28 protein-coding genes are annotated in these 26,223 nt (G+C 67.8%); 16 read left to right on the top strand and 12 right to left on the bottom strand.

Annotation, left to right across the window (positions count from 1 at the left end):
* Positions 1-96 precede the first annotated feature (96 nt).
* Entirely contained in the window at positions 97-1,488 is a 1,392-nt protein-coding gene (locus tag CRM90_RS05785; RefSeq protein WP_102806025.1) for a septum formation family protein, read from the top strand.
* The gene (locus CRM90_RS05780) at positions 1,488-1,838 is read left to right on the top strand and encodes a metallopeptidase family protein (protein WP_102806024.1); all 351 of its coding nucleotides are present in this window, start codon (positions 1,488-1,490) and stop codon (positions 1,836-1,838) included. The genes CRM90_RS05785 and CRM90_RS05780 overlap by 1 nt, the downstream gene beginning before the upstream one ends.
* A gap of 6 nt (positions 1,839-1,844) precedes the next feature.
* Here the strand turns inward: CRM90_RS05780 and CRM90_RS05775 are convergent, their stop codons facing one another.
* The 6 genes from CRM90_RS05775 to pheA all read right to left on the bottom strand — a co-directional run bounded on the left by CRM90_RS05775 (position 1,845) and on the right by pheA (position 7,732).
* On the bottom strand, positions 1,845-2,588 hold the full coding sequence (locus CRM90_RS05775) for a hypothetical protein (RefSeq protein ID WP_102806023.1): 744 nt from the start codon (positions 2,586-2,588) through the stop codon (positions 1,845-1,847).
* On the bottom strand, positions 2,585-3,805 hold the full coding sequence (locus CRM90_RS05770) for a zinc ribbon domain-containing protein (RefSeq protein ID WP_102806022.1): 1,221 nt from the start codon (positions 3,803-3,805) through the stop codon (positions 2,585-2,587). The genes CRM90_RS05775 and CRM90_RS05770 overlap by 4 nt, the downstream gene beginning before the upstream one ends.
* Entirely contained in the window at positions 3,802-5,409 is a 1,608-nt protein-coding gene (locus tag CRM90_RS05765) for a S53 family peptidase (protein WP_102806021.1), read from the bottom strand. Before CRM90_RS05765 ends, CRM90_RS05770 begins: the two co-directional genes overlap by 4 nt.
* Positions 5,410-5,451: 42 nt before the next feature.
* Positions 5,452-5,652, bottom strand: a complete 201-nt coding sequence (locus CRM90_RS05760; RefSeq protein WP_370507392.1) for a hypothetical protein — start codon at positions 5,650-5,652, stop codon at positions 5,452-5,454.
* Between the two features lie 476 nt (positions 5,653-6,128).
* Positions 6,129-6,815 (bottom strand): histidine phosphatase family protein, encoded by a 687-nt coding sequence (locus tag CRM90_RS05750; protein WP_102806018.1) that lies wholly within the window; start codon positions 6,813-6,815, stop codon positions 6,129-6,131.
* The gene (gene pheA, locus CRM90_RS05745; RefSeq protein ID WP_102806017.1) at positions 6,812-7,732 is read right to left on the bottom strand and encodes a prephenate dehydratase; all 921 of its coding nucleotides are present in this window, start codon (positions 7,730-7,732) and stop codon (positions 6,812-6,814) included. Before pheA ends, CRM90_RS05750 begins: the two co-directional genes overlap by 4 nt.
* 95 nt (positions 7,733-7,827) lie before the next feature.
* On the opposite strand from pheA, the gene CRM90_RS05740 reads away from it, so the two are divergent.
* Genes CRM90_RS05740 through CRM90_RS05730 form a run of 3 tightly spaced genes read left to right on the top strand, consistent with a single transcriptional unit; the run spans position 7,828 to position 10,633 of the window.
* The gene (locus tag CRM90_RS05740; RefSeq protein ID WP_102806016.1) at positions 7,828-8,598 is read left to right on the top strand and encodes a DUF2470 domain-containing protein; all 771 of its coding nucleotides are present in this window, start codon (positions 7,828-7,830) and stop codon (positions 8,596-8,598) included.
* Positions 8,599-8,616: 18 nt separating this feature from the next.
* The gene (locus CRM90_RS05735; RefSeq protein ID WP_502693231.1) at positions 8,617-9,384 is read left to right on the top strand and encodes a CPBP family intramembrane glutamic endopeptidase; all 768 of its coding nucleotides are present in this window, start codon (positions 8,617-8,619) and stop codon (positions 9,382-9,384) included.
* Positions 9,385-9,406: 22 nt separating this feature from the next.
* Positions 9,407-10,633, top strand: coding sequence for an LCP family protein (locus tag CRM90_RS05730; protein ID WP_502693230.1), 1,227 nt, complete (start codon positions 9,407-9,409; stop codon positions 10,631-10,633).
* Here CRM90_RS05730 and CRM90_RS05725 read toward each other — a convergent pair.
* Together CRM90_RS05725 and CRM90_RS05720 are read right to left on the bottom strand one after the other, a co-directional pair.
* A complete protein-coding gene (locus tag CRM90_RS05725; protein WP_102806015.1) occupies positions 10,630-11,451 on the bottom strand; it encodes a glycerophosphodiester phosphodiesterase in 822 nt (273 codons plus the stop codon). The two genes, CRM90_RS05730 and CRM90_RS05725, sit on opposite strands and share 4 nt — an antisense overlap.
* 4 nt (positions 11,452-11,455) lie before the next feature.
* On the bottom strand, positions 11,456-12,508 hold the full coding sequence (locus CRM90_RS05720; RefSeq protein ID WP_102806014.1) for a DUF4328 domain-containing protein: 1,053 nt from the start codon (positions 12,506-12,508) through the stop codon (positions 11,456-11,458).
* A gap of 515 nt (positions 12,509-13,023) precedes the next feature.
* On the opposite strand from CRM90_RS05720, the gene CRM90_RS30665 reads away from it, so the two are divergent.
* The 4 genes from CRM90_RS30665 to CRM90_RS05705 all read left to right on the top strand — a co-directional run bounded on the left by CRM90_RS30665 (position 13,024) and on the right by CRM90_RS05705 (position 15,676).
* The gene (locus tag CRM90_RS30665; protein WP_165760953.1) at positions 13,024-13,185 is read left to right on the top strand and encodes a hypothetical protein; all 162 of its coding nucleotides are present in this window, start codon (positions 13,024-13,026) and stop codon (positions 13,183-13,185) included.
* A 147-nt stretch (positions 13,186-13,332) separates the two neighbouring features.
* Positions 13,333-13,866, top strand: coding sequence for a hypothetical protein (locus tag CRM90_RS05715; RefSeq protein ID WP_036342027.1), 534 nt, complete (start codon positions 13,333-13,335; stop codon positions 13,864-13,866).
* A 297-nt stretch (positions 13,867-14,163) separates the two neighbouring features.
* On the top strand, positions 14,164-14,952 hold the full coding sequence (locus CRM90_RS05710) for a TMEM165/GDT1 family protein (RefSeq protein ID WP_102806137.1): 789 nt from the start codon (positions 14,164-14,166) through the stop codon (positions 14,950-14,952).
* Between the two features lie 325 nt (positions 14,953-15,277).
* Positions 15,278-15,676, top strand: a complete 399-nt coding sequence (locus tag CRM90_RS05705; RefSeq protein ID WP_102806136.1) for a transcriptional regulator — start codon at positions 15,278-15,280, stop codon at positions 15,674-15,676.
* A 44-nt stretch (positions 15,677-15,720) separates the two neighbouring features.
* On the opposite strand, the gene CRM90_RS05700 is transcribed toward CRM90_RS05705, so the two are convergent.
* Genes CRM90_RS05700 through CRM90_RS05690 form a run of 3 tightly spaced genes read right to left on the bottom strand, consistent with a single transcriptional unit; the run spans position 15,721 to position 18,428 of the window.
* Positions 15,721-16,866, bottom strand: coding sequence for a hypothetical protein (locus tag CRM90_RS05700; protein WP_102806013.1), 1,146 nt, complete (start codon positions 16,864-16,866; stop codon positions 15,721-15,723).
* Positions 16,863-17,354, bottom strand: a complete 492-nt coding sequence (locus CRM90_RS05695) for an ImmA/IrrE family metallo-endopeptidase (RefSeq protein ID WP_102806012.1) — start codon at positions 17,352-17,354, stop codon at positions 16,863-16,865. The genes CRM90_RS05700 and CRM90_RS05695 overlap by 4 nt, the downstream gene beginning before the upstream one ends.
* A 42-nt stretch (positions 17,355-17,396) precedes the next feature.
* Positions 17,397-18,428: a hypothetical protein gene (locus CRM90_RS05690; protein WP_142391326.1), complete on the bottom strand. Its 1,032-nt coding sequence runs from the start codon at positions 18,426-18,428 to the stop codon at positions 17,397-17,399.
* 170 nt (positions 18,429-18,598) lie between these two features.
* Here CRM90_RS05690 and CRM90_RS05680 point away from each other — a divergent pair, with 170 nt between their 5' ends.
* Genes CRM90_RS05680 through rraA form a run of 5 tightly spaced genes read left to right on the top strand, consistent with a single transcriptional unit; the run spans position 18,599 to position 21,468 of the window.
* Positions 18,599-19,255 carry a DUF6474 family protein gene (locus CRM90_RS05680; protein ID WP_036342031.1) on the top strand — a complete coding sequence of 219 codons (657 nt, stop codon included), beginning with the start codon at positions 18,599-18,601 and terminating at the stop codon, positions 19,253-19,255.
* Positions 19,255-19,947: a YcnI family copper-binding membrane protein gene (locus CRM90_RS05675; RefSeq protein WP_102806009.1), complete on the top strand. Its 693-nt coding sequence runs from the start codon at positions 19,255-19,257 to the stop codon at positions 19,945-19,947. The genes CRM90_RS05680 and CRM90_RS05675 overlap by 1 nt, the downstream gene beginning before the upstream one ends.
* Before the next feature lie 5 nt (positions 19,948-19,952).
* Complete coding sequence (locus CRM90_RS05670; RefSeq protein ID WP_502693236.1) at positions 19,953-20,453, top strand: copper resistance CopC family protein; 501 nt, start codon at positions 19,953-19,955, stop codon at positions 20,451-20,453.
* A 56-nt stretch (positions 20,454-20,509) separates the two neighbouring features.
* Entirely contained in the window at positions 20,510-20,983 is a 474-nt protein-coding gene (locus tag CRM90_RS31300) for a nucleoid-structuring protein H-NS (protein ID WP_102806007.1), read from the top strand.
* A gap of 2 nt (positions 20,984-20,985) precedes the next feature.
* Entirely contained in the window at positions 20,986-21,468 is a 483-nt protein-coding gene (gene rraA / locus CRM90_RS05660; RefSeq protein WP_102806006.1) for a ribonuclease E activity regulator RraA, read from the top strand.
* Here rraA and CRM90_RS05655 read toward each other — a convergent pair.
* Complete coding sequence (locus tag CRM90_RS05655; protein ID WP_102806005.1) at positions 21,465-22,934, bottom strand: flavin-containing monooxygenase; 1,470 nt, start codon at positions 22,932-22,934, stop codon at positions 21,465-21,467. The two genes, rraA and CRM90_RS05655, sit on opposite strands and share 4 nt — an antisense overlap.
* A 77-nt stretch (positions 22,935-23,011) precedes the next feature.
* On the opposite strand from CRM90_RS05655, the gene CRM90_RS05650 reads away from it, so the two are divergent.
* Complete coding sequence (locus tag CRM90_RS05650) at positions 23,012-23,656, top strand: TetR/AcrR family transcriptional regulator (RefSeq protein WP_199189790.1); 645 nt, start codon at positions 23,012-23,014, stop codon at positions 23,654-23,656.
* Positions 23,657-23,712: 56 nt separating this feature from the next.
* Positions 23,713-26,208 carry a transglycosylase/D,D-transpeptidase PonA2 gene (gene ponA2, locus CRM90_RS05645; protein ID WP_158248990.1) on the top strand — a complete coding sequence of 832 codons (2,496 nt, stop codon included), beginning with the start codon at positions 23,713-23,715 and terminating at the stop codon, positions 26,206-26,208.
* Positions 26,209-26,223 lie beyond the last annotated feature (15 nt).

Here is a 26,223-nt window from a genome sequence, read left to right as displayed (position 1 = left end):
CGTCGGCCCCTCCGGCCGACGACACAGCACAACCCCATAACATTACAACTGCATCACTTGTCACACGCCTCGCCGCGCCTGCCACAATAGAGGGCGATGCTGCAGTTATCCGAGCGCGACGACGTGACGCCTGACCAGCCCGAACCGGGCACATCGAGGCGAACGTTTCTCGGCACCTTCCAGGCCACGTCGACCCGACGGGCCCTGCTGCTGACCGCGCTCGGCGGCCTTCTGATCGCGGGTGTCGTCACCGCGTTGCCGATCGGCTACAACAACCGGCTGGCCGGCTACGCCGGGTCCAACCCGCTGTCGGGCGCCAAGGGGACGGCGGCCTTCGCCAACGCCAAGTCGGGCAGCTGTTTGACCTGGGACAAGAATCCCGACGCGGCCACCATCGTCGACTGCAAGGGCGACCACAAGTTCGAGGTGGCCGAGTCCGTCGACATGCGCACCTATCCGGGGACCGAATACGGGCCCAACGCCGCGCCGCCGAGCGCCGCCCGGATCCAGCAGATCAGCCTCGAGCAATGCCAGCCGGCTGTCGAGCGGTACCTGGGCGACAAATTCGATCCGAACAGCAAGTTCACGATCAGCATGCTGTGGTCGGGTGACAAGGCCTGGAAGCAGGACGGCGAGCGACGCATGCTGTGCGGCCTGCAGCTGCCGGGAGCCGACAACCAGCAGACCGCCTTCAAGGGCCGGGTGGCCGAGCTCGACCAGTCCAAGGTCTGGCCGGCCGGCACCTGCCTGGGCATCGATCCGCCCACCAACCAACCGACCGACATCCCCGTCGACTGCGGCGCCCCGCATGCCATGGAGGTCACGGGGACGGTGAACCTCGCGGAGAAGTTCTCCGGCGGATTGCCATCGGATGCCGACCAGGACGCCTTCATCAAAGACGTGTGCACCCGGATGACCGACGCCTACCTGGCACCGGTGCAGCTGCGCTCGACCACCCTGACGCTGATCTACAGCACGATCTCGCTGCCCAGCTGGACCGCCGGCAGCCACCAGGTGGCGTGCAGCATCGGCGCCACCCTGGGTAACGGCGGCTGGGCGACGTTGATCAACCCCGCCAAGGGTGCGCTGCTGATCAACGGCATGCCGCCGATCCCGCCCCCGGACATTCCGTCCGAGCGCCTGAACCTCCCGTCGATTCCGCTGTTGCCCGACGTCCCGACGACCACGTATTCGCCGTCGGCAACCGACAGCGGCAGCCAGTCCAGCCAGTCCACCCAAACCCAGCACCTGCCGCAGCAGTCGACGGCGACCGCGACCCAAACCCAGACGCCGAGTTCGACCGCGGCACCCACCACTCCCGCCGCAGTGCCGCCGCCAGCCGACGGCAACGTGGTCAATGGTGAACCGGTGCCCGCCCCGCCACCGCCACCCGCCGACGCGCCGCCCATGGACGGCCCTCCGGCTCCGGCGGCACCGGCGGGCCCGCCGCCCGGGCCCGCCGACATCCCCGTTCCACCGCCGGCCTAGTGCCCGTCCGGATGGACCCGGCACGGTTCGAGGAATTGGTCGGTGACGCACTGGATCTGATTCCGCCCGGGCTGGCCAAGGCGATCGACAACGTCGTGATCATGGTCGAAGATCACCACCCGGACGACCCCGACCTGCTGGGCCTCTATGAAGGCGTCGCGCTGACCGAGCGCGATTCCAGTTACGCCGGATCACTTCCCGACACCGTCACGATCTATCGCGAACCGCTGCTGGACATGTGCGAGACGGAGGCCGACGTGGTCGAGGAGGTGGCGATCACCGTAATCCACGAGATCGCACACCATTTCGGCATCGACGACGATCGACTACACGAGTTAGGTTGGGGCTGAGGCAGTTCAGCGCGGCGGGTCACCCTGCCAGGCGAAGCTGTTGACGTATTTGCCCATGTCCTGGGCGATCTGCAGATTGGCACCTGACGGGAGGCCGGGGCCGAAATCAGGGCCGAACGCGTGGTACGGGCCGACAGCGCCGGCCACCAGCGCCAGATCGTTCTTGATCGCCACCAGCAGCACGGTGCGCAGGCGGATGTAGCTGTTGGACGTCCCCTGCGGCCAGGTGTCGGCGACCTCGCCGTACCCGGGTTGATAGCCGACCATCGCGTTGGGGATCTCGTAGGCGATCTTGGCGTCGGGGAACTTCTTCTTCAACAGATCACGGGCGATGGTCTGCGGGTCGCGGCCATTCGCAGGCTCGGAAAACAGTTGCAGCACACCGGTATCCCCGGCGGTGAACTTCGCGGTCACGCCGTTGCCTTCGGTGGAGATCTCGTAGGCCGAATTCGCTGTCGGATAGGACACGGAGAATGAGCCGTCCGCCGCGGTGAAGCGGGGAAGTCCCGTCACGGGCGTGCCCATCGGCGGGGCACCGCATTCGGGCGGACACATGTAGCGCGGGGCCTTCTTGGTGACCGACAGCGACACCCCGACCAGAATCAAGGCGACGACGACGATCCCCGCCATCCAAATTCCGACGGTGCGACTGAATTTGGGGCGCCGCACTTCCGGGGCGACGTAGAGGCCGGCCGGCAGCGCATACCCGACGAACTTCTCCTCGCCGGCAGCGGCCGAGGGTGCGGTCACGACCCCTCCGCGGCGACCTGTCGAACCGGACGCAACTCACGGCGCTCATGTCGCGACGCGCGCGACGACGCCCGGGTGGCCACGCCGCACGCCGGGCAGAATGCCATATCGGGAACCACGTGCTGACAGTGGATGCACAGCAGCGGCTCGTCCAGCTCGATCGGATCGTGCGCTTCGTGAAGAAGCGCGAGCTGCAACGCGATTCGCAGCAGAACGAGTACCACCAACGTCATCACGACGTGGACGGCCAGCATCCGGAGCTGCTCCATCCCCATGATGTCGGTGATCGCGACACCGGTGTGAATCACCACCACCACGATCGCCAGCGCGAACAGCACGGCGCGGGTTCGGCCGGGGTGCTCATGCGGGTTGGAGTTCTGGCCCTTGAACCACAACGCGATACCGATCATCCCGCCGGCCACGGCGGCGGTGAGCGGAATCGTCACGCCACACAACAGCGCCTCGACGAGCAGGCCCTTCATCGGACGGCTGTGCGCCAACAGTCCGGTGGCGAACTGCGGTGCAAGCCGGGTCAGGGTCGCGCCGGCGGCGAACATCAGCGCGGACAGTGCCCCCACGACGAACCCGTCCAGGGATTCTCGCGAATTCGGCCGCAGCACCCGAACCAGGACCGTGGGCACCAGCATCAGGATCATCCCGCCCGCGGGGATGATCATGCCTTCGCGCACAAGGTGGTGAATCGCCATGCCCGCGGCCATCGGCACGCCATAGGCGCGGGCCACCATCTGACCCGTCAACAGCGTCCAGCCCACCCCGAGCGCTGCCCCCAGCGTGCCGGCCAGCAGCAGTGACCATGTGGACATGTCGCGGTACACCGCCGATTCGGCGAGGTACAGCACGAACAACAGCGGCAACCCGAGCGCGGCGACGGTGATCAGCGCCGCGGGCATCTTCACGACGGCGAACACGACCAGGCCGACGAGCACCAGTGCCAGCCCCACCCGGAATGGCGTCCGGGACCGCTGTGGCAGATGCGGGAACAGCGAGCTGGCTATCGCCGGCAGCAAGACGCTCTCGCCCGGCGACGCACCAAAGGTGTCGCCCCGCAGCCGGCCCAGCCATCGCGGTCCGCGGTGGGGTTCGTCGGCCGCGTGCGCGCCGCAGTAGCCGCAGAACGCCCCGGCGGGGACGTCGATCTGGCAGACCGAACATTGCATCGTCGGAACGTCGTCGATGCCGTTCTCCGGCGCACTCATCCGACCACCTTCTGGGTCACAAGGATATTCTGCGCCAGGTTCTCGACATTGGGAGTGCCCAGCCCGGTCACCAGGTCATAGCCCGGTCCGGCATTGTCCACCGCGTTACCGCCGAGCACGACGTCACGGAAGGCGGGCAGCGGCGTGCCCTGGGCGATGGCGTAGAGCAGCGGGTTGATGTTGCCGATCAGCGAACCGCCCTTGTCCACCACGAACTGGTTCATCAACGCGGTCAATCCGGCCCAGATGGGTGCGGCCAGCGAAGTGCCCCCGCCGACGATCACCTGCTGGTTGAACACGATCTGCACGCCGGTGAAGGGGTCGGCCACGGCCGCGATATCAGGCGTCAGCCGCTTGCCGTCACCTTTGGGCGCGCTGAGGTGCTGCTGCCACTCGGGCCGATCGAAGAGCGCCGAAACACCGCCGCCGGTGCCTTGCGACAGTGGCGGGTCGAACCAGGACTGCTCGGCGAGCCAGTCGCCTTTGTCGTCGGTGGACACCGTCGTGCCGCCGACGTCGGTCATCTCCGGCATCGACGCCACGGCGTCCAGTCCCACGTCGTTGTCGCTCGGTGGTGACGACCACTCGTCGCCGCCCTTGCAGTCGAGGCCGGCCAGGTCACCGCTGGCATCGAAAGCTGTTGTGCCCGAACGATGTGCGGACGACAGAGCCGCCCGTACCGGCACCAGGTCGGCGGCGGTGATGAGCTTGTCGCAACCCCAGCCGATGGAGAAGCTCCACACCGCGCCGGGGTAGGTGCGCTCAGTGTCCTCCATGAGTTTGGCGATCTTCTCGTAGGAGCCGTCGCCCTCGACGGTGGACCGCGCATTGACGAGCACCTTCTTGGCGTCGGGGGCGATCGCGTGGATGGACTCGAGGTCCATGGTCGCCTCGCCGCGCCGTGCCGGCGGCATGCCGCCCACCACATCCGGGGTGAACTTGGGCAGGTTGAAGGACGACGCGTAGGTGTCGAGGTCGGCTTGGTCGAAGCCGTCGAACGCGAACACCACGACCGTGGTGCCCTTGCCGGTATAGCCCTTGTCGTGCAATGGCATCGCGTTGTAGGTGCGCAACAGGGCGCGCGGGGTCAGTCCCTGGTCGGGCACCTCAAGGGGAAGCATCCAGACCTTGGACTCGCGGTGCGGCGTATAGCCGAGGATGCGGCCGAGGCCGGCCACCTCCACAGTGAGCGACTGCGGTACCGACGGCTGTTGGGGTGAGGCGTAGAAGACCTGGCCGCGTTTGCCGCGGTAGTCGTGGACGTCGACATCGAACGCACCGGAAACCGCGTCGGGCGCACCTTCGAGAATCGCCCAGCTGTCGCCGGGGCGCCAGCGCACTGAAAGATTTTGTTGGACAGCCCATCCCATCAAAAGCTCGGGCCGAGAATCATCACGCAGCGCAGCAGTCAACTGAACGTGATCGGTGCGCGCCGGGCCGAGATCGACGGAACTGGCGAGCAGAGACGCGTACGGGCCGCTGATCGCACCGATGCCGGCGGGTGCCGGTGGACGGTGCAGATCAGCGACCAGTACTACAGCAGCGGTCAGGACCCCGAGCAGACCAACCGCGGACAGCGCCCGGAGGCGATTGACCCCGATCACTGTCGGCGGAGGGTTGCTGCGGAGGGATACCGACCGAACGGCCTAGTTACCGCCGGTGATGACGTTGCCGGGCAGCGCGGTCGGAGCGGGCGGAGCCTTGACCGTCGGCGTGAAGGAGTTGGGGCCACCAGGCGCGACAGCCTTCTCCGTGGGCGACGGTGCAGGAGCGCTGGTGGTGGTGGTCGGCGTGGTGCTCTCCGGCGCCTTTTCCTTGTTGTTACCGCAAGCGGTCAGCGTGCCCATTCCGACAATCGCGAGGCCGCCAGCAAAAAGCGCAATCTGCCGAGTCAAACGACCTGACATCATGATCAGTCCTTACTTCGTATTGCCGGGTGAATCGTCGAGTTGCTGGCTGGCCCGGCAGTTAACCAGCCCACCCCCGAAGGGCCGAGGACACTCAAGATATCTCACCACACCAGCTATTGCATAGCTAATTTCGCGACGGGCGAAAATTAGCTTGCTGGCGCCAGCGTGGCAACCGTCCAGTGTCGGACCGCAGTGCTAGGAACGAACCATGGAATCGAGTTGCCGAGAATGCGCTGCTGGCCTGGCACATTGCCACGGTACCTTGATCGTCCACGACCTGCATCGCGGCGAGTGCACCGAGCCGGATTGCGACGATCCCGAGCTGGTACTTCACCTGTTGGTCATCGATTGCGAAGCGGTCGGGTGTTCCTGCTCTCAGCAAACGACTCACTCGTTGGCTGTGTGAAGTCGTCTCAGCCCATCGGATCGATGGATTCGAGCGCGTCCTCGATCGGATGCGCGTCGGGCTCGGGGTAGAACGGCGGGCTGAGTGATCCCCACTGCACGCAGCTCCATCGCCCGTCGGTGATCGGCGCCAGGACCACCGACTCGGCGTTGGCCAGATGATGGTCCAGCACAAAGGTGCTCTCCACCCCCGCGAGGGTCGCCGCGATCAGCCGGATCGCCGCGCCGTGACTCACCACGACGATGTCGTCGGTCCAGGCGTGGTCGTCGAGGTAGCGCAGCCGCAGATCGGTGATCGACGGTAGATAGCGCTCCAGCACATCGTTGGCACTCTCCCCGCCGGGCATGGGAACCGTCAGTTCGCCTTGGTGCCAGCGCTGGTAGATCGCGTTGAACTCCGCGATCGCATCGTCGTCGTTGCGATTCTCCAGTTCGCCGGCCTGCACCTCGTGGATGCCCTCGAATTCCTCGGCGGACAGCCGGAATTGCGCACCGATCTCCTCGGCGGTCTGAGCGGCCCGCCGGGCGACGGAATGCACCAGGAGTCCCGGACGCCGGCCGCGGGACAAGGCGAATTCGCGCGCCTGTTCGCGGCCGAGGTCGGTCAGGTCCGCACCGGGTGGACGGGTGTCGAGGCGGCGCTCGACGTTGCCGTGGGATTGCCCGTGCCGCAGCAGGATCAGCCGCCCACTCATGTCGGGTCCCCTTCACGGAGCCGGATCAGCCAGCGATCCGCTTCGTCTGGCTGCGGCGGTGTCGCGCCGGTGGCCGATTCCGTCGGCCACGATCCCAGGAATCGCACGTCGGCGCAGCGGCGATGCAGCGCTTTGAGCGCTTCGGCCACCGCGGAGTCGTCGATGTGGCCGACGCAATCCAGAAAGAACACGTAGGTGCCCAATTCGATTCTGGTGGGCCGGGATTCGATCCGGGTCAGATCGATGTCGCGGATGCCGAACTCGGTCATCGCCGACACCAGCGCCCCGGGGGTGTTGTCGATCCGCAACACCACAGACGTGCGGTCGGCGCCGGTGCGGGGCGGTGGCGGGCCGGGCCTGCCGACCAGGACGAACCGCGTCCGGGCGTTGGGCTCGTCGACCACCCCGTCGGCCAGCGCGCCCAGCCCGTAGCGCTGCGCGGCCAGCGCCGTGCTGACCCCCGCGTCGGCACGGCCGGCGGCCACCTCCTGAGCGGCAGCCGCATTCGAGTGGGCCGGAACCAGTTCCGCATCCGGCAGATGGTCACTCAGCCAGCGACGCACCTGCGCGGCGGCGATCGGAAACGCCGCAACGGTCCGCACGGCGGCGCGGTCCTGGCCGTCACGCACCACGATGCTGAACGCGACGTCGAGAGTGAGTTCCGCATAGATCTGCAGCGGCACACCGGTCGCCAGGCTGTCCAGGGTCGGCAGCACACTTCCCTCGATCGAGTTCTCAATCGGCACGCACGCGAAATCCGCTGTGCCGGCCCGGACGGCCGCCAGTGCCGCCGGGGTGCTGTCTGTCGGCTCGGGATGCGCGGCGCCATCACCCGGAACGACACCGGCCGCGCACATCTTGAGCAGTGCCGCTTCGGTGAACGTGCCCTCGGGACCGAGGTAGGCGATGCGGGCCACGGTTCAACCCTATCGGTTCCGTCTCGCGGGAAAGCCTTGCGCGACCACACGTCGGTAGTTAACTTAGGCTTACCTCACTAGCCGGAAGGTGCGCGATGACCTCAGCGACGCTCACAACACCAACCACCGCCGAACGCGTCCGCAGTGCCTGTGCGCGTGCGGCCGGAGCGATGCTGGTCGCCGACGACGTCGCCCCCGCCACCACACCCCTGCACCATCTTCTGCCCGGCGGATCCTTCGCGGTCAGCCTGGACTCCGAGTCGGCGCTGGCGGCTCGCGCCCGCTGCGCCGGTACCGACGGCATCGCGGCCGTGCTCGAGCTCACCGATTACGCCCCGCTGCCGTTGCGAGAGCCGGTGCGGTCCCTGGTGTGGATCCGCGGCCGAGTCCAAAGCGTGCCCGGGCACGCCGTACGCACGATGGTCGACATGATCGCGACCGACCACCCCAACGCGGCACTGCTGGACATCGGGTCCGGCCAGGCGCTGTTCCTGCTGGAAGCGGAGTCCGTCGTCGTCGCCGATGCCGGCGGCGCCGAAACCGTCTGTCTGCACGAACTGCTGACCGCACGGCCGGACCCGTTCTGCGAGTTCGAATCGGCCTGGCTGCGGCATCTGGACAACGACCATCCCGAAGTCCTCGCACGACTGGCCGGCAAGCTGCCCGCTCAACTGCGGCGCGGGCGGGTGCGCCCGCTCGGGCTGGACCGCTACGGCGTGCGGCTACGCGTCGAGGGCACCGACGGCGATCACGATGTCCGCCTGCCGTTCGCCGCACCGGTGCACGACGTCCCCGCGCTGGGTCGCGCGATCCGGCTGCTGATGGGCTGCCCGTTCGTCAACGGGCTGCGCGCCCGTCGCATGTAGGGCCGTTACCGTGTCGGGGTGACCGCGCCCCGCGACAACTTCCTCGCCACCGACCGGCGTGGGCTGCGCATCGAGATCGGCGTCATGCTCGCCGTCACCTTCGGTGTCAGCGCGGTCACCGCGATCCTGCAGTTGCTCGACGGTGTCCTGTCCGGACTGGCCGGGCGCCGAGTTCGGTTGAATCCCAATCTATCTCGCTACGACCTGATCAACCTCGGCCTGAACCTGGCCTCCGTCGCCCAGTTGGTGGCCTGGGGCGCTCTCGGCCTGTATCTGTTGTGGCGCAGCGGAACCAGCCCGGCACGACTCGGGCTCGGCCGGGTGCGCTGGCGTTCGGACATCCTGGGCGGTCTGGGCCTGGCCGCGCTGATCGGCATTCCCGGCCTACTGCTGTATCTGGCCGCGCGATGGCTGGGGATGAACGCCCAGGTCGAGGCGTCGGCGCTGCACGACACCTGGTGGCGCATCCCGGTCCTGATCTTCTCCGCGTTCGCCAACGGCTTCGCCGAGGAAGTGGTGGTGGTCGGGTACCTGATCACCCGGTTGAAGCAACTGGGCCTCAGCCAGAACCGCTCGATCCTGATATCCAGCGTCCTGCGTGGGATGTACCACCTCTATCAGGGGTTCGGAGCGGGTCTCGGCAACCTGGTGATGGGCCTGATCTTCGGCTACGCCTGGTGCCGGACGGGGCGCTTGTGGCCGTTGGTGATCGCGCATGGCGTCATCGACACCGTCGCATTTGTGGGTTACGTCGCACTCGCCGGTCATGTTGGCTGGCTCACGTGAGTCCGGCACGTAAATTGACCTGGTGAGCGACGACTGGCGGCGGCGCCCCGCGCCGGATCCGCCGACCGAGCGGATACCGCGTGCCACACCGCCGCGCCGCGAGCCCTCCGAGGTGATCCGCCGCGAACCCGGCTATCGGCCACCGCCCCCACCGCCACCGCGCCCGGCACCCCCACCGCCTTCACCGGCGCCCCGTCAACCACCTCCGCGCCAGGCCACGCCCCCGCCGCCTCCCCCACCTCGGCGACCTCCGCCACCACCGCCCCCAGCAGCGCCACCGAAGCGTAAGAAGCATTGGGGCCGAAGGATTTTCGCCACACTGATCATCGTCGTCCTGCTCGTGGTCGGCGGACTCGTCGGCGGTGCCGTCTGGATCGACACGTCACTGCACCGGGTCACCGTGTTCGACTACGCCGACCGGCCGGCGGCGGGTGCGGGCACGACGTGGCTGCTGGTCGGGTCCGACAGTCGGGCCGGTCTGACCCCCGAGCAACAAGCCCAGCTGGCGACCGGCGGTGACCTCGGCAACGGCCGCACCGACACGATCCTGCTCGTTCACATCCCCGGGTTGGGCTCCGGCGCACCGACCACGATGGTCTCCCTGCCGCGCGACTCCTACGTGAACATTCCCGGCTACGGCAAGGACAAGATCAACGCCGCCTTCGCCGAGGGCGGCGCGCCGCTGCTGGCACAGACCGTCGAAGAAGCGACCGGGCTACACCTCGACCACTACGCCGAAGTGGGTTTCGACGGTTTCGCCGTGGTGGTCGACGCGCTCGGCGGTGTCGACGTGTGCCCTGCCGACCCGATCGACGATCCGCTGGCCGGGATCACCTTGCCCGCGGGCTGCCAGACCCTCGACGGCAGCAAGGCGCTGGGCTACGTGCGCAGCCGCGCGACGCCGCGGGCCGACCTGGATCGGATGGTGCATCAGCGCGAGTTCATGGCCGCCGTGATGCACCGGGCGAGCAGTCCTCTGGTGTGGCTCAATCCGTGGCGCTGGTACTCGGTGCCCAAGGCCGCCGTCGGATCGCTCACTGTCGACAGCGGCGATCACGTCTGGGATCTGGCCCAGCTGGGCTGGGCGCTGCACGGCTCGACCACCGCGATCACGGTGCCGATCGGTGAGTTCACCGCAAACAGCTCCGGGTCGGTGGTGGTGTGGGATTCCGACGCCGCCGACCAGCTGTTCCAGGCGCTGCGCACCGATTCGGCCATCCCGCAATCGGTGCTCGACGCTCAGCCCTAGTCGCCGGGGACCGCCAGCGGGTTCTGCAACCAGGCTTTGGTCCGGCCCGGATGGTTGGTCGCGATCCAGCCGACGCCGAGGTCGCGGCAATATCCGACGTCCTCGTAGTGGTCGACCGTCCAGCAGTACATGGCCCGGCCCTGGGCGGCGGCCCTGTCGACGAGTTCGGGATGCTCCCGCAGGGTGGCGATGGACGGGCCGACGGCCGTGGCCCCGACGGTCGTGGCGGCGCTGCCGCCCAGATAGCGCGACGTCTCACCGAGCAGCACGGTCGGCAGCAGCGGTGCGGCACGGCGGATCCGCCAGACCGCCGCGGCCGAGAACGACATCACCACCGCGCGGGACAGATCGGCGGAGGCCGGCGCGGCGATGCCGTAGCGATGCAGCAGGGCCAGCACCTTGCTCTCCACCAGGCCGCCGTAGCGCACCGGATGCTTGGTCTCGATGAACATTTTCACCGGCCGGTTCCAGTCCAGAACCAGCCGGACCAGGTCATCGAGAGTGAGTAGCCCGGTTCCCTCCGGCGGCTTCTCGGCGCCGGCGCTGCTGTGCCAGGCGCCCCAGTCCAGCCGTTTGAGTTCAGCGAGTGTCATCTCGCTGACCAGGCCGGTACCGGTCGAGGTGCGATCCACCCGGCGGTCGTGCACGCACACCAGATGGCCGTCGCGAGTCAGGCGGACATCGCACTCGACTCCATCGGCACCTTCGGCCAGGGCCAGCTCGTAGGCGGCCAGCGTGTGCTCGGGACAATCGGCCGACGCGCCCCGGTGGGCCACCACGAAGGGGTGCCCGCCGTGCGGATCGCCGGCCGAGTGCATACGCCTATGCTGCCGGTTCCCGTTGGTCTGGCTCAACCGCTGGCGGCGTTTCCGATTCGCCGGGCCCCGGCTGATCGGTACCGGGCTGTTCTTGTCCGACCATCACCCACCGGTGCAGCGGCCGTTCGACCGGCTTGCGCACGAACGCGTCGAACACCTGCCACAACAACACCAGCACCGCCGCACCCAGCAGATAGGCGATGACGACCGTCACGGTGTTGTCGGCGATTCCCTGCGGCTTGGTGGTGAAGCTGGTGGCGATCCCAAAGATCGATAACGCGGTCGACAGCACCCACGCGATCCACCACGCGGCGATCGGTCCCCGCAGCCGAGCCTCCGACTGTTCGGCGTGGGCAAGTTCGATGACGTACACCGGCGCCCACACCAGATTGGCGATCGGCACCAAGCTGCCGACCCACAGCGCCCAGGCCGGCCGAGGGTCGTCCTGTCCCAGATGCGCATAGACCGCCGCGCGGCGGGTGATCAACCACCACGCCATGACACCCGCGGTCAGGATCACCGACACGATGGCGGCCAGACTGAGCAACACGCCGAGCCACAGCGCCGCGCCGGCAACCAGCGGGGGCAGCAGCGTCGTCCGATTGATCAGCAGCAACACGTAGCGAACGATGTGGATCGCCGCGGCCAGGCCGAAGATGGCGATCGCCGACAGCAGCGCGGCGCGGACGGTGACGGGTGCCGGCCCCTCTTTCGCGGTGGACTCGCCCTGCACCGGGGCCTGCGGAAGGTTGTCGGCGAGCCCCCAGCGCGGGATGTAGGCGTACCGGGGCGTCGGTCCGAGATGACGACGGCGACGGCGCGGTGGCGGGGGCGGCCCAGGCCGGACCGCTATCCAGCGGAACCCTGACGGCAGACGGGGCGCGCCGGTCTGCGGCGCGGGACTGCGCGCCGGCGGATGTGTGGTGGCGCCCGGGCTCCAGCGAGGATCCGGCGGACCGGTCGGTGCCATCAGGGCGCCGTTGCAGCGTGGGCACCAGGCGCGCTGGCGGTCGCGCACATTCCACCGCGTTCCGCATTGGGAGCACACCTGAATCACGCGGACCAGCCTAGCGAGCGCAAGCGCAAGTCGGAGCGACCAGGCGGGCCGTCGTCGAGCCGGAATTGTGGCACGCAGTGCAGGTACGCCCTTTCGGGACGTGCAGCAATGATCGGCTATCCACAGTTTCCACAGGTTTATCCACAGCGCTCTACCCCGGTTAATGGGCATTGAGCGCACCTTCTCGCCATGGAGACGGGCAGTATCTGTGGATAACACCGCGGCCGTAGAGCGCCCTGATCAACAACTTGGTTACGAGCGAGCGAAATCGGTTGGCCCACTAACCGTCCGATGAGGGGCCGCGACGCGCCGAACGACACGCCGACACCTCCGCGCCGACTGTGATCTTCAATACCCGGCACCGCGAAACGCCAAACAAAAATTCTTCTGCGCGCTGGTCACGGCGGTGGGCCAATTTTCCTACCGCTACCGATGGGGTTATGATCGCGCTCACAGTTAACCTGTGACGATTTTCACTAGGGGCGGTAGTTGAACATGCTGGTCAGGACGGTGTGATGGCATATCAGCAGCCATACCGGGCTCAGTCCGGGTCGCAGCAGTCGCATTGGTATGCCCCGTCGGCGACCTGTAACCGCTCGTACATGCTGGCCGCGCTGCGGGCCGGAGTCATCGCTCTCGTGCTGCTGGGCATCCTCGCCCTGATCGTTCTGTTCTGAGCCCGCGCCCGGGGGTTTCCATCCCACGGCGATTTGCCTCTCGTTAGCACTCGTGTCCGCTTGCGTGCCAGGCGTTACGTACCGCATCCTGAATCGAACCGACCCACTGTCGAGTCGCACTGGCATAACGAGTGTCGCGGAGGCGAGATGGAAAATGGTTCCGGGCGTTCGGTCGAAGTCGCCCCATTTCATTCTCGTGGTGCCCTCAAGGGCTTTGTGGTTTCCGGCCGCTGGCCCAACTCCACCAAGGAATGGGCCCAGCTTCTGATGGTCGCGGTTCGCGTCGCCTCGCTGCCCGGATTGCTCTCCACGACAACGATTTTCGGCGTCAGGGAGGAGCTCCCCGACAAGCCGCAGCCGGGCACCGTCGGTCTGGTGCTCGCCGAGGGCACGGTGGTCGGTGAATCCGCCGTTCCGCCAGGACATTTCGCTGAACGTCAGCCGCCGGCACTACTGATGCTGCATCCCCCCTCGGAGACCACGCCGTCGCTGCCGGAGTGCACGGGTGCGGCGTCGGGGTGCGTCCTGCTGCCCGGCATTCCGCATCTGGGGTTGGAACATCGCGCCGCCTGGGTCGAGGCGGAGTCCGACGGCACGATCACCGGCATGGTCAGCCGCGTCGGCGTGGACCCGATCAGCCATCCCGACACGGCGATCCTGGCGATGTTGCTTGCCGCTTAGTGTTGTGAGGGCAACCGAACTTTCTGACGCGGTGCCCCAAATTTATTGCTGCGGTTGGTCTTTCGTGAAGCACGAGTTGCGGGTAGTGCGTCGCTGCACGTAGTGTTGGCGCCAGCGAAGGGGAGTAGCCCCCAATCGGACAATCGACATACTGGCCCGGCGTGCATCGCGGGCCCGGTTGTCCGGCCGGCGTGCGTTTCCGGTGGGCGAGACCTTCGGCCGTTAGACCGTTAGTGGTTGTCGGCCGGAGGCATCTTTATCGCCCCTGACGACAGCCACCCGATCGAGGAGTCTCGGGTGCTTGCCGCTCTGATCCTGAGTTTCGCCGTCATCTTCGTCGCCGAGTTGGGCGACAAGTCGCAGTTGATGGCCATGACGTTCGCACTGCGCCATCGCTGGTGGGTGGTGCTGTCCGGCATCACCGTGGCGACCACGGCGGTGCACCTGATCTCGGTCGCCGTCGGGCACTACCTGGGCGCGGCCCTGCCGACGCACCTGCTGGGCATCCTCGCCGGCGTCGCCTTCGTCGTATTCGGTCTATGGACGCTGCGTGGCGACAAGCTCTCCGAGGACGAGGCCGGCAAGGCCCAACGCAACAGCGCACCGGCTTTCTTCGCCGTGACGTCCGCGTTCCTGCTGGCCGAGCTCGGCGACAAGACGATGCTCGCGACGATCACCCTGGCCGCCGACAACGACTGGGTCGGCGTCTGGATCGGATCCACTATCGGCATGGTGGCCGCAGACGCGCTGGCGATCCTCGTCGGCGCCCTGGCCGGCAAGCACCTTCCCGAGCGGTTGATCCAGCTGGGCGCGGCAGCGCTGTTCCTCGTGTTCGGCGTGTCGATGCTGATCGAGGGCGCGTTCCCCGCGGCATCCGGCATTGTCGTCGGCGCGATATCAGTCGCGGCGGTCGCGCTGGCCGCAGCCGCACTGCGGGCGCTACCGCCCCGTCTGCGCCCCGCCGCCCTGCGGCCGGCCCCCCGGGTGGCACCGTCTCCCGATGACGCCCCCGAGTCGGCGCCGTCGGCGGTCGGCGGTGACGGTGGCCGGGGAGCGGCACCGAAGCCACCCGCCGAGCCTGCATAACCGCACTTACAGCAAAGCGGTTTTCGGCAACTGCCCGCTGGGGGCGCGGTTGCTCAGGGTACTCTCAGGTTCTTGACTGAGCGATGATCGATCACGCGCTGTGCCAAGATGCGCCCAACCTTGCTTTTCTTTGCCTAACGCCCCGCTCCGAGCACGTGCCCACCACGCGAATCTCCCGCGTCGTTGTTTGCCACATCTCGGAAAAACCACGCGTGCGTCAATTATCTAGTAGTTTGCACTTGGTTGTCGGCGGATGTGTCGCTACGATGATCAGCAAATAAGCCAACGGAAACGACCGCTCCTGGCGCAGGTGGAGGGCAAGAAGATGAGCACGACGTTCTCGGCGCGACTGAATCGCCTGTTCGACACGGTGTATCCGCCCGGCCGGGGTCCGCATACCTCCGCGGAAGTCATCGCCGCACTGAAGTCCGAAGGCATCACGATGTCGGCTCCGTACCTGTCTCAGCTGCGTTCAGGCAACCGGACGAATCCGTCATCCACCACTATGACGGCGCTTGCCAACTTCTTCCGTATCAAGCCGGCCTACTTCACCGACGACGAGTACTACGAGAAGCTCGACAAGGAACTGACCTGGCTGGCCAACATGCGTGACGAGGGTGTGCGTCGCATTGCCGCGCGTACCGTCGGGCTGTCTCCGGAGGCCCAGCAGGACATCGTGACCAAGGTCGACGAGCTGCGTCGTCAGGAACACCTCGACGATTAGCCCGCTGCTCCCGGAACGGGACAGTCGGCAACGTTAGATGCCTTTCACAGCGCAACGGTTGGCCTGCGCTGCTCCAACGCGCGGTACTGCCGTGCGATTTCGAGGATCCATTCCCGGTCCGAATAGCTTTCGGGCTGCCCGAGCCAGCTCATTCCGGGGAATTTCCCTTGGCCCGCGGGCTGCGCCACGCGCGGTGTGCGCCGGCCGGCATATATCCACTTCGCGATCGCCATCGCCTGCGCGTCAGGGCTGACGCCGGTGCGCTCGACATCGGCCAGCACGTCCACCGTCGCGCCGTCCGGCCCACCGGCCCGCAGGTGCTCGGCCATGGTGGCCTCCATGTACAGCGCGTCGGAAATCAGGGACAACCGCTCGGCCACCCGGAAAATCAGTGGCCCGCGCGGCCGTTCACCGATACCGACTTCTGGCTGCCGCCGCTCCAGTTCGGTCAGCAGCGGATCGATGAGGCGCAGTTCGCGCCGCCCACCGAACCAGTCCTCGATCGCGGGCAACAACGACCCGGCCGCCACGATCGCCATGGCCGCGCCCAGCAGCGTCGCCGCGGTGCCAACGCCGACCAGCCGCGAGGTGCCCACCGCGCGGATGAGAAAAAACGCGGTAGCCGCCACCAGCAGTGCAATGCCGAGGGTGAACACGAACAGTGCTCGACCGCGACGGGTCCGATTCGAATGGCGCATGCCCGCCCACAGCACCAGCGTGCAGGCCAGCATCACGTACAGCAGCGGCAACAGCCACGGCAGCGAGGTATTGGTCGACCCGAGATTGCGCCGCAGGTATTCCTCCGGCGACATCTCCGGCTGCTGACCGGACAGGAAGAACAGCACCAGGCTCGCGACACCGATCACCGCGGCCACGGCGTACTGGACGGCGGCGATGCGGCGGACCGCTGCCGGGCTCCGCGTCGACGCGACGCTGGTGATCATCACGCAGCTGCCCGCCGCGCAGCCGATCAGCGCCAGTTGGCTCAGCCCGATGGAGATGTTGGACCAATGCAGCGCGCTGTCGATCAACAGGGTCAGCGGCGGCCAGTTCAACGCGGCGACCGCGGCCAGGCTGCCCAGGGCGACGATCATCGCGGAGCTGACCACCGACTGCTTGTTGACCAGTGCCCACCCGATGCGCAGGCCGGTGGCCATCCCGAGCAGACCGGCGATCAACCAGACGATCAACCAAACGCCTCTCCGAGGCGAACTTGCACGATCGATGACCTGTCCGACGGCGACCGGCCCAGGCGGTACAGCAGCAGGGCGGCGAAATCCTCGGCCTCCTGCTCGATGTCCTCTCCCCCTGGACCCATGCACCCGGTGCGCTGGTTCAGCATGTAGCCGATGAGGTCATCGCTGGCCAGCTCGGCGACATCGCGGGCGGCCTCGGTGACCGGAATGCCGTAGTGCCCGAGCACAAGATGACCGAGTTCGTGGGCCAGCGTGCGATCCCAGGTCGGCAGGCCGTTCTGGATCATGAACACGTCGTGATCGGCGTATTGGCGCCACTGGCCGCACACCCCGGGCGGTAGATCGGCCATCGTGACCTCGATGGGCCGTTCCCGGTCGGCGCTGACCGCTGCCACCAGCCGAGTCAGGGAGATCTCCCCCCGGCGCGGCGCGAGGTCGAGGACGTCGTTGACCGCAGTCGTGACGCGGCGACTGGCCGACATCTGGTCCCCCTTCCCCGACGGCAGGTTGCGATGCGAACTGCGCTATTGCATGAACCGCGTCGTCCCGGCGGCCCGGACGAGATGGCCGGCCTTCGCTTGGCGGTATCCGAGAAATCCGCCGAGTCCGGTGAGCGCGAGGAGCCCGGCGAAACCGGGTAAGGCTACCGCCGCGACCTCGCCGATCTTGGCATCTTGGAGGTATTTCGGATAGCCAACCCTAGACGACGGGGGCACTTCTGTACCGGCTCCCGCGGACGTGGCGGGCGGCCGTTCACGCGTCGACGGGGATTCCCTCCCAGGGCCGCTTCGCGGGGCCGGCTCGGAACCCGGACCGACCGGACGCAGCGGGACCTCGAGCACCGGAGGCAGTCCGATCATCGGGGGCATCGTGATGGGTGGCGGCGTCAAGCCGCTCGACCCCACCGCGCCGCTCTCGGCACTGACCACGGGCGGCTCCCCCGGCTCGCCCGGCTCTCCGGGCGGCGGAATCGTTCGCGGCGCGGCGTCGATCAGGCCCCCGCTGCCGCCACCGCCGCCACCGGCCTCGGGCGGCGGAGCAATCCGCGCACTCGGCGGCGCCTCGACGCCGACCCCGTCTCCCAGTGCGGCCCGCGGCCAGTGCAACGGTGGCAGCGGGGGTAGCGGCGGCAGCGGCGGCAGCGGCGGCAGCGGCGGCAGCACGATCGGCGGGAAATGCGGTAGCGGCAGACACGGCCAGCTCGACGGCCCACCCGGATCGCCGGGATGCCAACCGCCGCCGGGGATTTGGCCGGCCTGGGTGAGGACCCGACGGGGGCCCCTCGCGACGCCGCCGGCCGGCCGGTCGATGCCCGGGGTGATGGCGCTGCCGCGCGGTTTGTGCGGCCCGTTGTGTCGACGGCCGCTGTCCGCCCTGCCGTTCGGCGAGATGTTGCTGTCCGGGCCGGGCTGAGCCCCGTGCTCGCCGTCGCTGTTACCTACCGTGCCCGGGCTGGCGGCGGCCGGCGTCGCCGCCAGCACGGCCCCACCACCGCAGAGCAAACCGCACGCGATCACCCAGCTAATCGCTGCGGCACCCTTCGGCGAGCGGTTCACGACGTTCCTAGAGTTAGCGGTGCAGGTGGGCGCCGCGTCGGACGGTTCGGGATCATTGTGGCATATCCGCAGGTCGTGATAGGCCCCGTTGAGCCGGGCGATAGGGTTAGCTGACCCGATCGCGAGCGCGTCTCGCCGATCGCCGACGACCTACTCGGGAGGCATCAGGTATGGGCCTGTTCACCAAGCGCAAAAGCCGTGCGACGCGCCGCGCGGAGGCTCGCGCGATCAAGGCCCGCGCCAAGCTCGAGGCCAAGCTGTCGGCCCGCAACGAGGTGCGCCGCATCAAAGCCGCCGAGCGCTCCGAGAACAAGGTGCTCAAGGCGCAGCTGAAAGCCGCCCGCGACTCCGACCGGGCAGCGGTGAAAGTGGCCGAGGCGCAACTAAAGGCGGTCCGCGAGGGCAAACTTCTGTCGCCCACCCGGGTGCGGCGGGCGCTGACGGTGTCCCGGCTGCTGGCCCCCGTCATCGTCCCGGTGGCCTACCGCGCCGCCATCGCGGCCCGCGGCGTCATCGATGAGCGGCGCGCCGACCGCCTCGGCGTCCCGCTGAGTCAGCTCGGACAGTTCTCCGGTCAGGGCGGGCAGTTGTCGGCCCGCATCGCCGGCGCGGAGAACTCACTGCGGATGGTTGCCGAGAAGAAGCCCAAGGACGCCGAGACCAAGCAGTTCGTCGCGGCGATGACCGAACGGCTCAATGCCCTGTCGGCGGCCATCCCGGCCGCGGAGAACATGCCGGGACAACGCCGCCGCGATGCGCACGCCGCGATCGCCGAACAGCTCGACGGAATCGACGCCGATCTGATGGCGCGCCTCGGCGTGCTGTGATGGCGCGCCATCGGGTGGTGACCCGTGCGCTGGCCCCGGCCGCCCTGCTGACCCTGAGCTCGTGGACGGTCGCCGCGACGGCCGGCGCGCACGTCCATGTCAACGCCGATCACGCCGTGCGCGGCGACTACGCGTTGGTGACCTTCCAGGTCCCCAATGAATCCGAAAAAGGCGTTCCAACAACGAAAGTCACGATCACGCTGCCCGGCGTCGCATCGGCGAGCACCGATGTGATGGCGGGCTGGACCGCCACCCTGGACCGCGATCCGGCCAGCGGTGCGTATCGATCCGTGACGTTCACGGCGACGCCCGACGCGGGTATCGGCGCCAGCCAGTTCGAGTTGTTTCCGCTGTCGATCAAACTGCCCGACGCCGATTCGGTGTCGTTCCCGGTGGCTCAGACCTACGCCGACGGCACTGTCGTGAACTGGGACCAGCCGCCACTGCCCGGCGGCGGTGAGCCGGAATATCCGGCTCCGGTCTTGCCGCTGACCGCCGGCCCGCACGAGCCGGAGGAGCATCACGCGACCCCACCGGGGACCGCGAGTCCCTCGGTGAGCGCCGCTCCGACGGCCGACGCGCAGGCCCCGACGCATGGCGGTGCCGACAACACCGCTCGTGCATTGGCCGGCGGTGCGCTGCTGGTGGCCGCGATCGGCGTCGGCGTCGCACTGGCCCGCCGGCGAACATGACCGCCCTGCGGCGGTTGGTCGCCATGGCGGTGCTGATCACCGCGATGGCGATGGCCGGAACGGCCGTGGCCTGGGCGCACGCCGTGCGGGTGTCCGCCGACCCGGCACCGGACGCCACGCTGTCCACGGCACCGACGCGCATCAGCGCCACCTTCAACGAACAGCTGCAGAGCGATTTCGCCGCGATGACCGTCGTGGGCCCCGACGGCAACCTGTGGTCCGACGGGACCCCGCAGGTGCAGGGCGCCGCGGTCAGCGTCGGCGTGCGTCCACTCGGCCCGGCCGGGTCCTACACCGTGAACTACCGAGTGACCTCGGCGGACGGCCACGTGGTGTCCGGTTCCTGGGCTTTTACCATGACCGTCGCGGGCAGCGGCTCGCCGGGCCCATCGGCGACGGCGTCGACACCATCCGCAGACCGCGCACTGCCGGTCTGGCCGTTCATCGCCGGTGCCGTGGCGGTCATCGCCCTCGGCGTGATCTGGTCGCGGCTTCGCCGAACCTGACCCTGGCATGATGGGTGCCACTGCCGGCGACGAATGATTGAAGAGGAGCGCACCTGATGGCAGACGCGCAGGACCTGCCCGACGAGGGTCGCGACGCCACGCCGCCGGGGCCGCCGCCTCCGGAATCGGCCCCCGCCAAGAAGCAGCCGGCCAAAAAAGCGCCGGCGAAGAAGGCTGTGAAGAAGGCCCCGGCGAAGAAGGTGCCCGCGAAGGCTGCCGACCCGGCCAAGAAGGCACCGGCCAAGAAGGCCCCGGCGAAGAAGGTGGCCGCCCCGCCGCCACCGCCACCGGTTGCCGAACCCGCCACGACCGCCGCGGGCAACGGTTCCGCGCCGCTCACCGAGGGCGCCCGGGCCGCCGCCTACAACGCCAAGTCGTCGGTCGAGCAGGCCACCGACCCGGTCTCCACCCCGGCGATCGTTCCGGCGCCGGAACCGTCGCGCTCCCCGCTGCCGTTCGCGGTGGCCTTCGCGGTGACGGTGTTGATCGCCCTGCTGGTACGTCGGTTGCGCCAGCGGAACGCGGAGTGAGCGTGGCCGTTGACTTCCGTCCCACCGCCGATCTGGTCGACGACATCGGCCCGGACGTCCGCAGCTGCGATGTGCAGTTCCGGCAGTTCGGTGCTCGCACCGAATTCGCCGGACCGATCAGCACGGTGCGCTGCTTCGAGGACAACGCGCTGCTGAAGTCGGTGCTCTCCGAACCCGGCGACGGGCGCGTACTGGTGATCGACGGCAATGCCTCGGTGCACACCGCCCTCGTCGGGGACGTGATCGCCGAGCTGGGTCGCTCCAACGGCTGGGCCGGTCTCATTGTGCACGGCGCGGTCCGCGACGCATCGACGTTGCGGACCCTCGAGATCGGCATCAAGGCACTGGGCACCAATCCGCGCAAGAGCACCAAGACCGGCGACGGTGAGCGTGATGTTCCGGTCAGCTTCGGCGGCGTCACCTTCGCGCCCGGCGAGATCGCCTACAGCGACGACGACGGGATCGTCGTCACCTCTGCAGACTAAACACCCACTGCAACACGGTTTTTGGTGAAGCTCAGCGCCTCGTCGGCGACTTTGCCGTGCCGGATCAGCCGCAGGTCCAGCAGGTAGTTCTGCTTGAGTCGCCACGGTGCGCGCGAGCCCGCCTTGGGCAGCCGATCCAGTGCGCGCAAGACGTAGCCCGGTGTGAAGTCCATCAGCGGGCGTTCCTCGATATCGGCCGACGGCTGACTCGGAGCGACCCGGTCGTATCCGTTGGCGTCCATGTAATTGAGGACACGGCAGACGAATTCGGACACCAGATCAGCCTTCAGCGTCCACGACGCGTTGGTGTAGCCGATGGTGAACGCCATGTTGGGCACACCGGAGAGCATCATGCCCTTGTACGCCATCGTGGTGTTCAGATCCAGCGCCTCACCGTCCATGGCGATCTCGGCTCCGCCGAACAGCTGGAGGTTCAAACCCGTTGCGGTGACGATGATGTCGGCCGCCAGATCTTGACCTGACGCGAGCTTGATTCCCGTCGGCGTGAATCGCTCGATGGTGTCGGTCACCACCTCGGCCCGGCCCTTGCGGATGGTGCGAAACAGATCGCCGTTGGGCGCCAAGCACAGTCGCTCGTCCCACACCCGGTAGCTCGGCCCGAAATGCTTGTTGACGTCGTAGCCCTCGGGCAACCGGCGCTGCGCCATCGTCATCAACTGCTTGCGCATGAAGTTGGGGAACCGCCGGGCCAGCCGGTATTGCATGGACTGGAAGACGATGCTCTTCCACCGGTTGGCCACATAAGCGGGTTTGGCGGGCAGCAGCTTGTTCATCCGTACCGCGAACGGGTCGACGTCGGGCAGCGACCCGATGTAGGTCGGTGAACGCTGCAGCATCGTGACATGCTCGGCTCCCGAATTGGCAAGGGCCGGAATAAGAGTCACGGCTGTGGCGCCGCTGCCGATGACGACGATGCGCTTGCCGGTGTAATCCAGATCCGCCGGCCAGTGCTGCGGATGGACGATCGTGCCGGTGAACTCGTCGGAGCCGGGGAACTGCGGCGAGTAGCCCTCGTCGTAGTTGTAATAGCCGCTGCACGCGAACAGGAACGAGCAGGTGATGTCTTTCTGCTCGCCTTCGGCTTCCACCCGGACCGTCCAGAGGTTGTCGGCGCTGGACCACTCGGCGCGCACCACCCGGTTGCGATAGCGGATGTGCTTGTCGATGCCGTACTCGCGCACCGCGTCCTGGAGATACGACATGATCGACGGCCCGTCGGCGATCGACTTCTCCGACGTCCACGGCTTGAACCGGAAGCCCAGGGTGAACATGTCGGAGTCCGACCGGATGCCGGGGTACTTGAACAGATCCCAGGTGCCGCCGAGATTCTCGCGGCGCTCCAGCATCACAAAGCTCTTGCCCGGGCAGCGGTCCTGCAGATGCCAGGCGGCGCTGATGCCCGAGATGCCGGCTCCCACGATCACCACATCGACGTGTTCAGTCATGGCGGCGACGTTATCAACACCGTGTTGAATAGGTCAACAGTCTGTCGAGAAACTCAACACGCTGTAAAGTAAAGCTCGTGCCAGCTGTCAGCCCGGCCCGCGTTCGCGGGCGCCGCGCCACCCGCCCATCCGGCGACGATCGCGAAGCGGCCATCCTGCGCACGCTCGAAGAGATGCTCACCGAACGGCCGTTCGCCGAGATCTCCGTGGACGAACTTGCCAAGGGCGCGGGCCTGTCCCGGCCGACGTTCTACTTCTATTTCGCCTCCAAGGACGCGGTGCTCGTGCGGCTGTTCACCCGGGCGATCACCGCGTCCGGCCCCGACCAGCAGCAGAGCGCCGACGTCCCGCGGCAGCCGCAGCAGGCCTGGCGTGACGGCATCTACGCCTTCTTCGATTCCCTGCGCCCGAACCGGGCGGTGGTGCTTGCCGGGCTCGGCGTGATGGCCACCAACACCGAACTCCGTGAGGTGTGGGCGAGCTTCATGACCGGCTGGATCGACTACACGGCAGCACTGATCACCCGGGAACGGGAGCGCGGCGCCGCACCCGACACCATCCCGGCGCGGGATCTCGCCACGGCGCTGAACCTGATGAACGAGCGGGTCGTGGTCGCCGCCCAGGGCACCCAACAGCCGACGCTCGCCGAGGACGCCGCCCTGGAATCCGTCGTCCACATCTGGATCACCAGCATTTACGGCGGGGCCCCGGCCTCGGTTTGATTCCGGCTTCGCATATTCGAATTCGCGGCCCGAGCGGCTGGCCCTAGTCTGGCGGCATGTCGGAGCCACACCCATCGAGGGGTGCCACCGTTGGCAAGCTCGCGTTGTACTGCGTGCTGGCCGGTGTGTTGGTGGCGGCCATGCTGTTTCCTCTGGCCGGTGGTGCGGGCATCGTGGTGAACCACGCCTCCGACGTGGCAGCGCAGGATTCCGCGCAGTTGATGGAGGGCGAGGTGCCCACGGTCTCCACGATGGTGGACGCCGCCGGGAACCCGATCGCCTGGATCTATGCCCAACGCCGGTGGCCGGTGCCCAGCGACCGGATCGCCGACACGATGAAGCTGGCGATCGTATCGATCGAGGACAAGCGCTTCGCCGACCACAACGGCGTCGACGTCCAGGGCACCCTGACCGGTCTGGTCGGCTACCTGCGGGGCGACCTCGACACCCGAGGTGGCTCGACGATCGAGCAGCAGTACATCAAGAACTACAACCTCCTGGTCAACGCCCAGACCGACGCCGAGCGGCGGGCGGCGGTCGAGACCACGCCGGCGCGCAAGTTGCGCGAGATCCGGATGGCGCTGGCCCTGGACCGGGCGATCTCCAAGCCCGAGATCCTCACGAGGTACCTGAACCTGGTCTACTTCGGCAATGGCGCCTACGGGGTGCAGGATGCGGCCAAGACATACTTCGGGATCAACTCGGCGGACCTGAACTGGCAGCAGGCCGCGCTGCTGGCCGGCATCGTGCAGTCGACAAACGCGCTGAATCCCTACACCAACCCCGAGGCTGCGCTGGCCCGGCGCAACGTGGTCCTCGACACGATGATCGAGAATCTGCCGGACCGGGCCGAGGAGTTGCGCGCCGCCCGTGAGGCGCCGCTGGGCATCTTGCCGCAGCCGAACTCACTGCCGCAGGGCTGCATCGCCGCCGGCGACCGCGGGTTCTTCTGCGACTACGTGCTGCAGTATCTGGCGCGAGCAGGTCTGTCCAAGGACGACGTCGCGCGCAACGGCTACCTGATCCGCACCACCTTGGACCCGAAGGTCCAGAACAGCGTGAAGAAGGCGATCGACACCGTTGCCAGCCCGCAGCTCGACGGGGTGGCCAGCGTGATGTCGGTGATCCAGCCCGGCAAAACCAGTCACAAGGTGCTCGCCATGGGCGACAGCCGCAACTACGGTCTGCAGCTCGACGCCGGTCAGACGGTCCAGCCGCAGCCGTTCTCACTGGCCGGTGACGGCGCCGGATCGATCTTCAAGATCTTCACCACCGCCGCCGCCATGGAGATGGGCATGGGGACCAACGCCCAGCTGGAGGTGCCGGCGCAGTTTCAGGGGAAAGGCCTGGGCAGCAGTAACACCCCGGGTTGTCCCAAAGAGACGTGGTGTGTGAAAAACGCAGGCAACTACCGCAGCCCGATGAGTGTGACGGATGCGCTGGCGCAGTCGCCCAACACCGCGTTCGCGCGGTTGATCGGCCAGATCGGGGTGCAGCGCGCGGTGGACATGGCCGTCAAGCTGGGGCTGCGCTCCTACGCCGAGCCGGGCACGGCGCGCGCCTACCAGCCGGACAGCAACGAGAGTCTGGCCGACTTCATCAAGCGCCAGAACCTCGGCTCGTTCACGCTGGGGCCGTTCGAGCTCAATGCCCTCGAATTGTCCAATGTGGCGGCCACATTGGCGTCGGGGGGCATGTGGTGCCCGCCCAGCCCGGTCGACAAGATCTTCGATCGGCACGGCCGGGAGGTCGCCGTCGAGACACAAGCCTGCGAGCAGGCAGTTCCCGAGGGGCTGGCCAACACGCTGGCAAATGCTCTGTCCAAGGACGCCACCAGCGGCACCGCGGCCGGCTCGGCCGGCTCGGTCGGCTGGAGCCTGCCGATGTCGGGAAAGACCGGCACCACCGAATCGCACCGCTCCTCAGGCTTTCTCGGCTTCACCAACCAGTACGCCGCCGCAAACTACATCTTCGACGACTCGACCAATCCCGGCGGACTGTGCTCGTTTCCGTTGCGCAAGTGCGGATACGGGAACCTCTACGGCGGCAACGAGCCCGCACGCACCTGGTTCCTGGCGATGAAGCCGGTCGCCGAGGACTTCGGCCCGATCGCGCTGCCGCCCACCGACAAGCGGTACGTCGAAGGCGGCCCGGGCAGCACCGTGCCGAGCGTGAGCAGCCTGAGCTTTGAAGCGGCGCGGAAACGCCTGCGGGAAGCCGGTTTCCAGGTCGCCGATCTCCCCACCCCGGTCAACAGCTTCTCGTCGCGGGGCACAGTCGTGGGGACCACCCCGTCGGGCAAGACCATCCCGGGCTCGATCATCACGATCAATACCAGCAACGGGATACCACCCGCGCCACCACCGGATCTGGCGCCGCCGCCTCCTCCCCCACCGCCGGACGCCCCGCCGCCGGACGTCAACGTCATCAACATTCCGGGCCTGCCGCCGATCACGCTGCCGATGTGGCCGCCACCGGCACCGCCGCCACCCCCGGCGCCGGAACCGCCGCCACCGCCGCCCGCACCTGAGCCGCCGCCACCGCCGCCGTAGGCAATTGTCGGACCG

The organism is Mycobacterium sp. ENV421 (genome assembly GCF_002887815.1).
Classification (GTDB): domain Bacteria; phylum Actinomycetota; class Actinomycetes; order Mycobacteriales; family Mycobacteriaceae; genus Mycobacterium.
The sequence above is the reverse complement of the archived record's forward strand: the minus strand, read 5'-3'. Positions and strand labels throughout refer to the sequence as shown.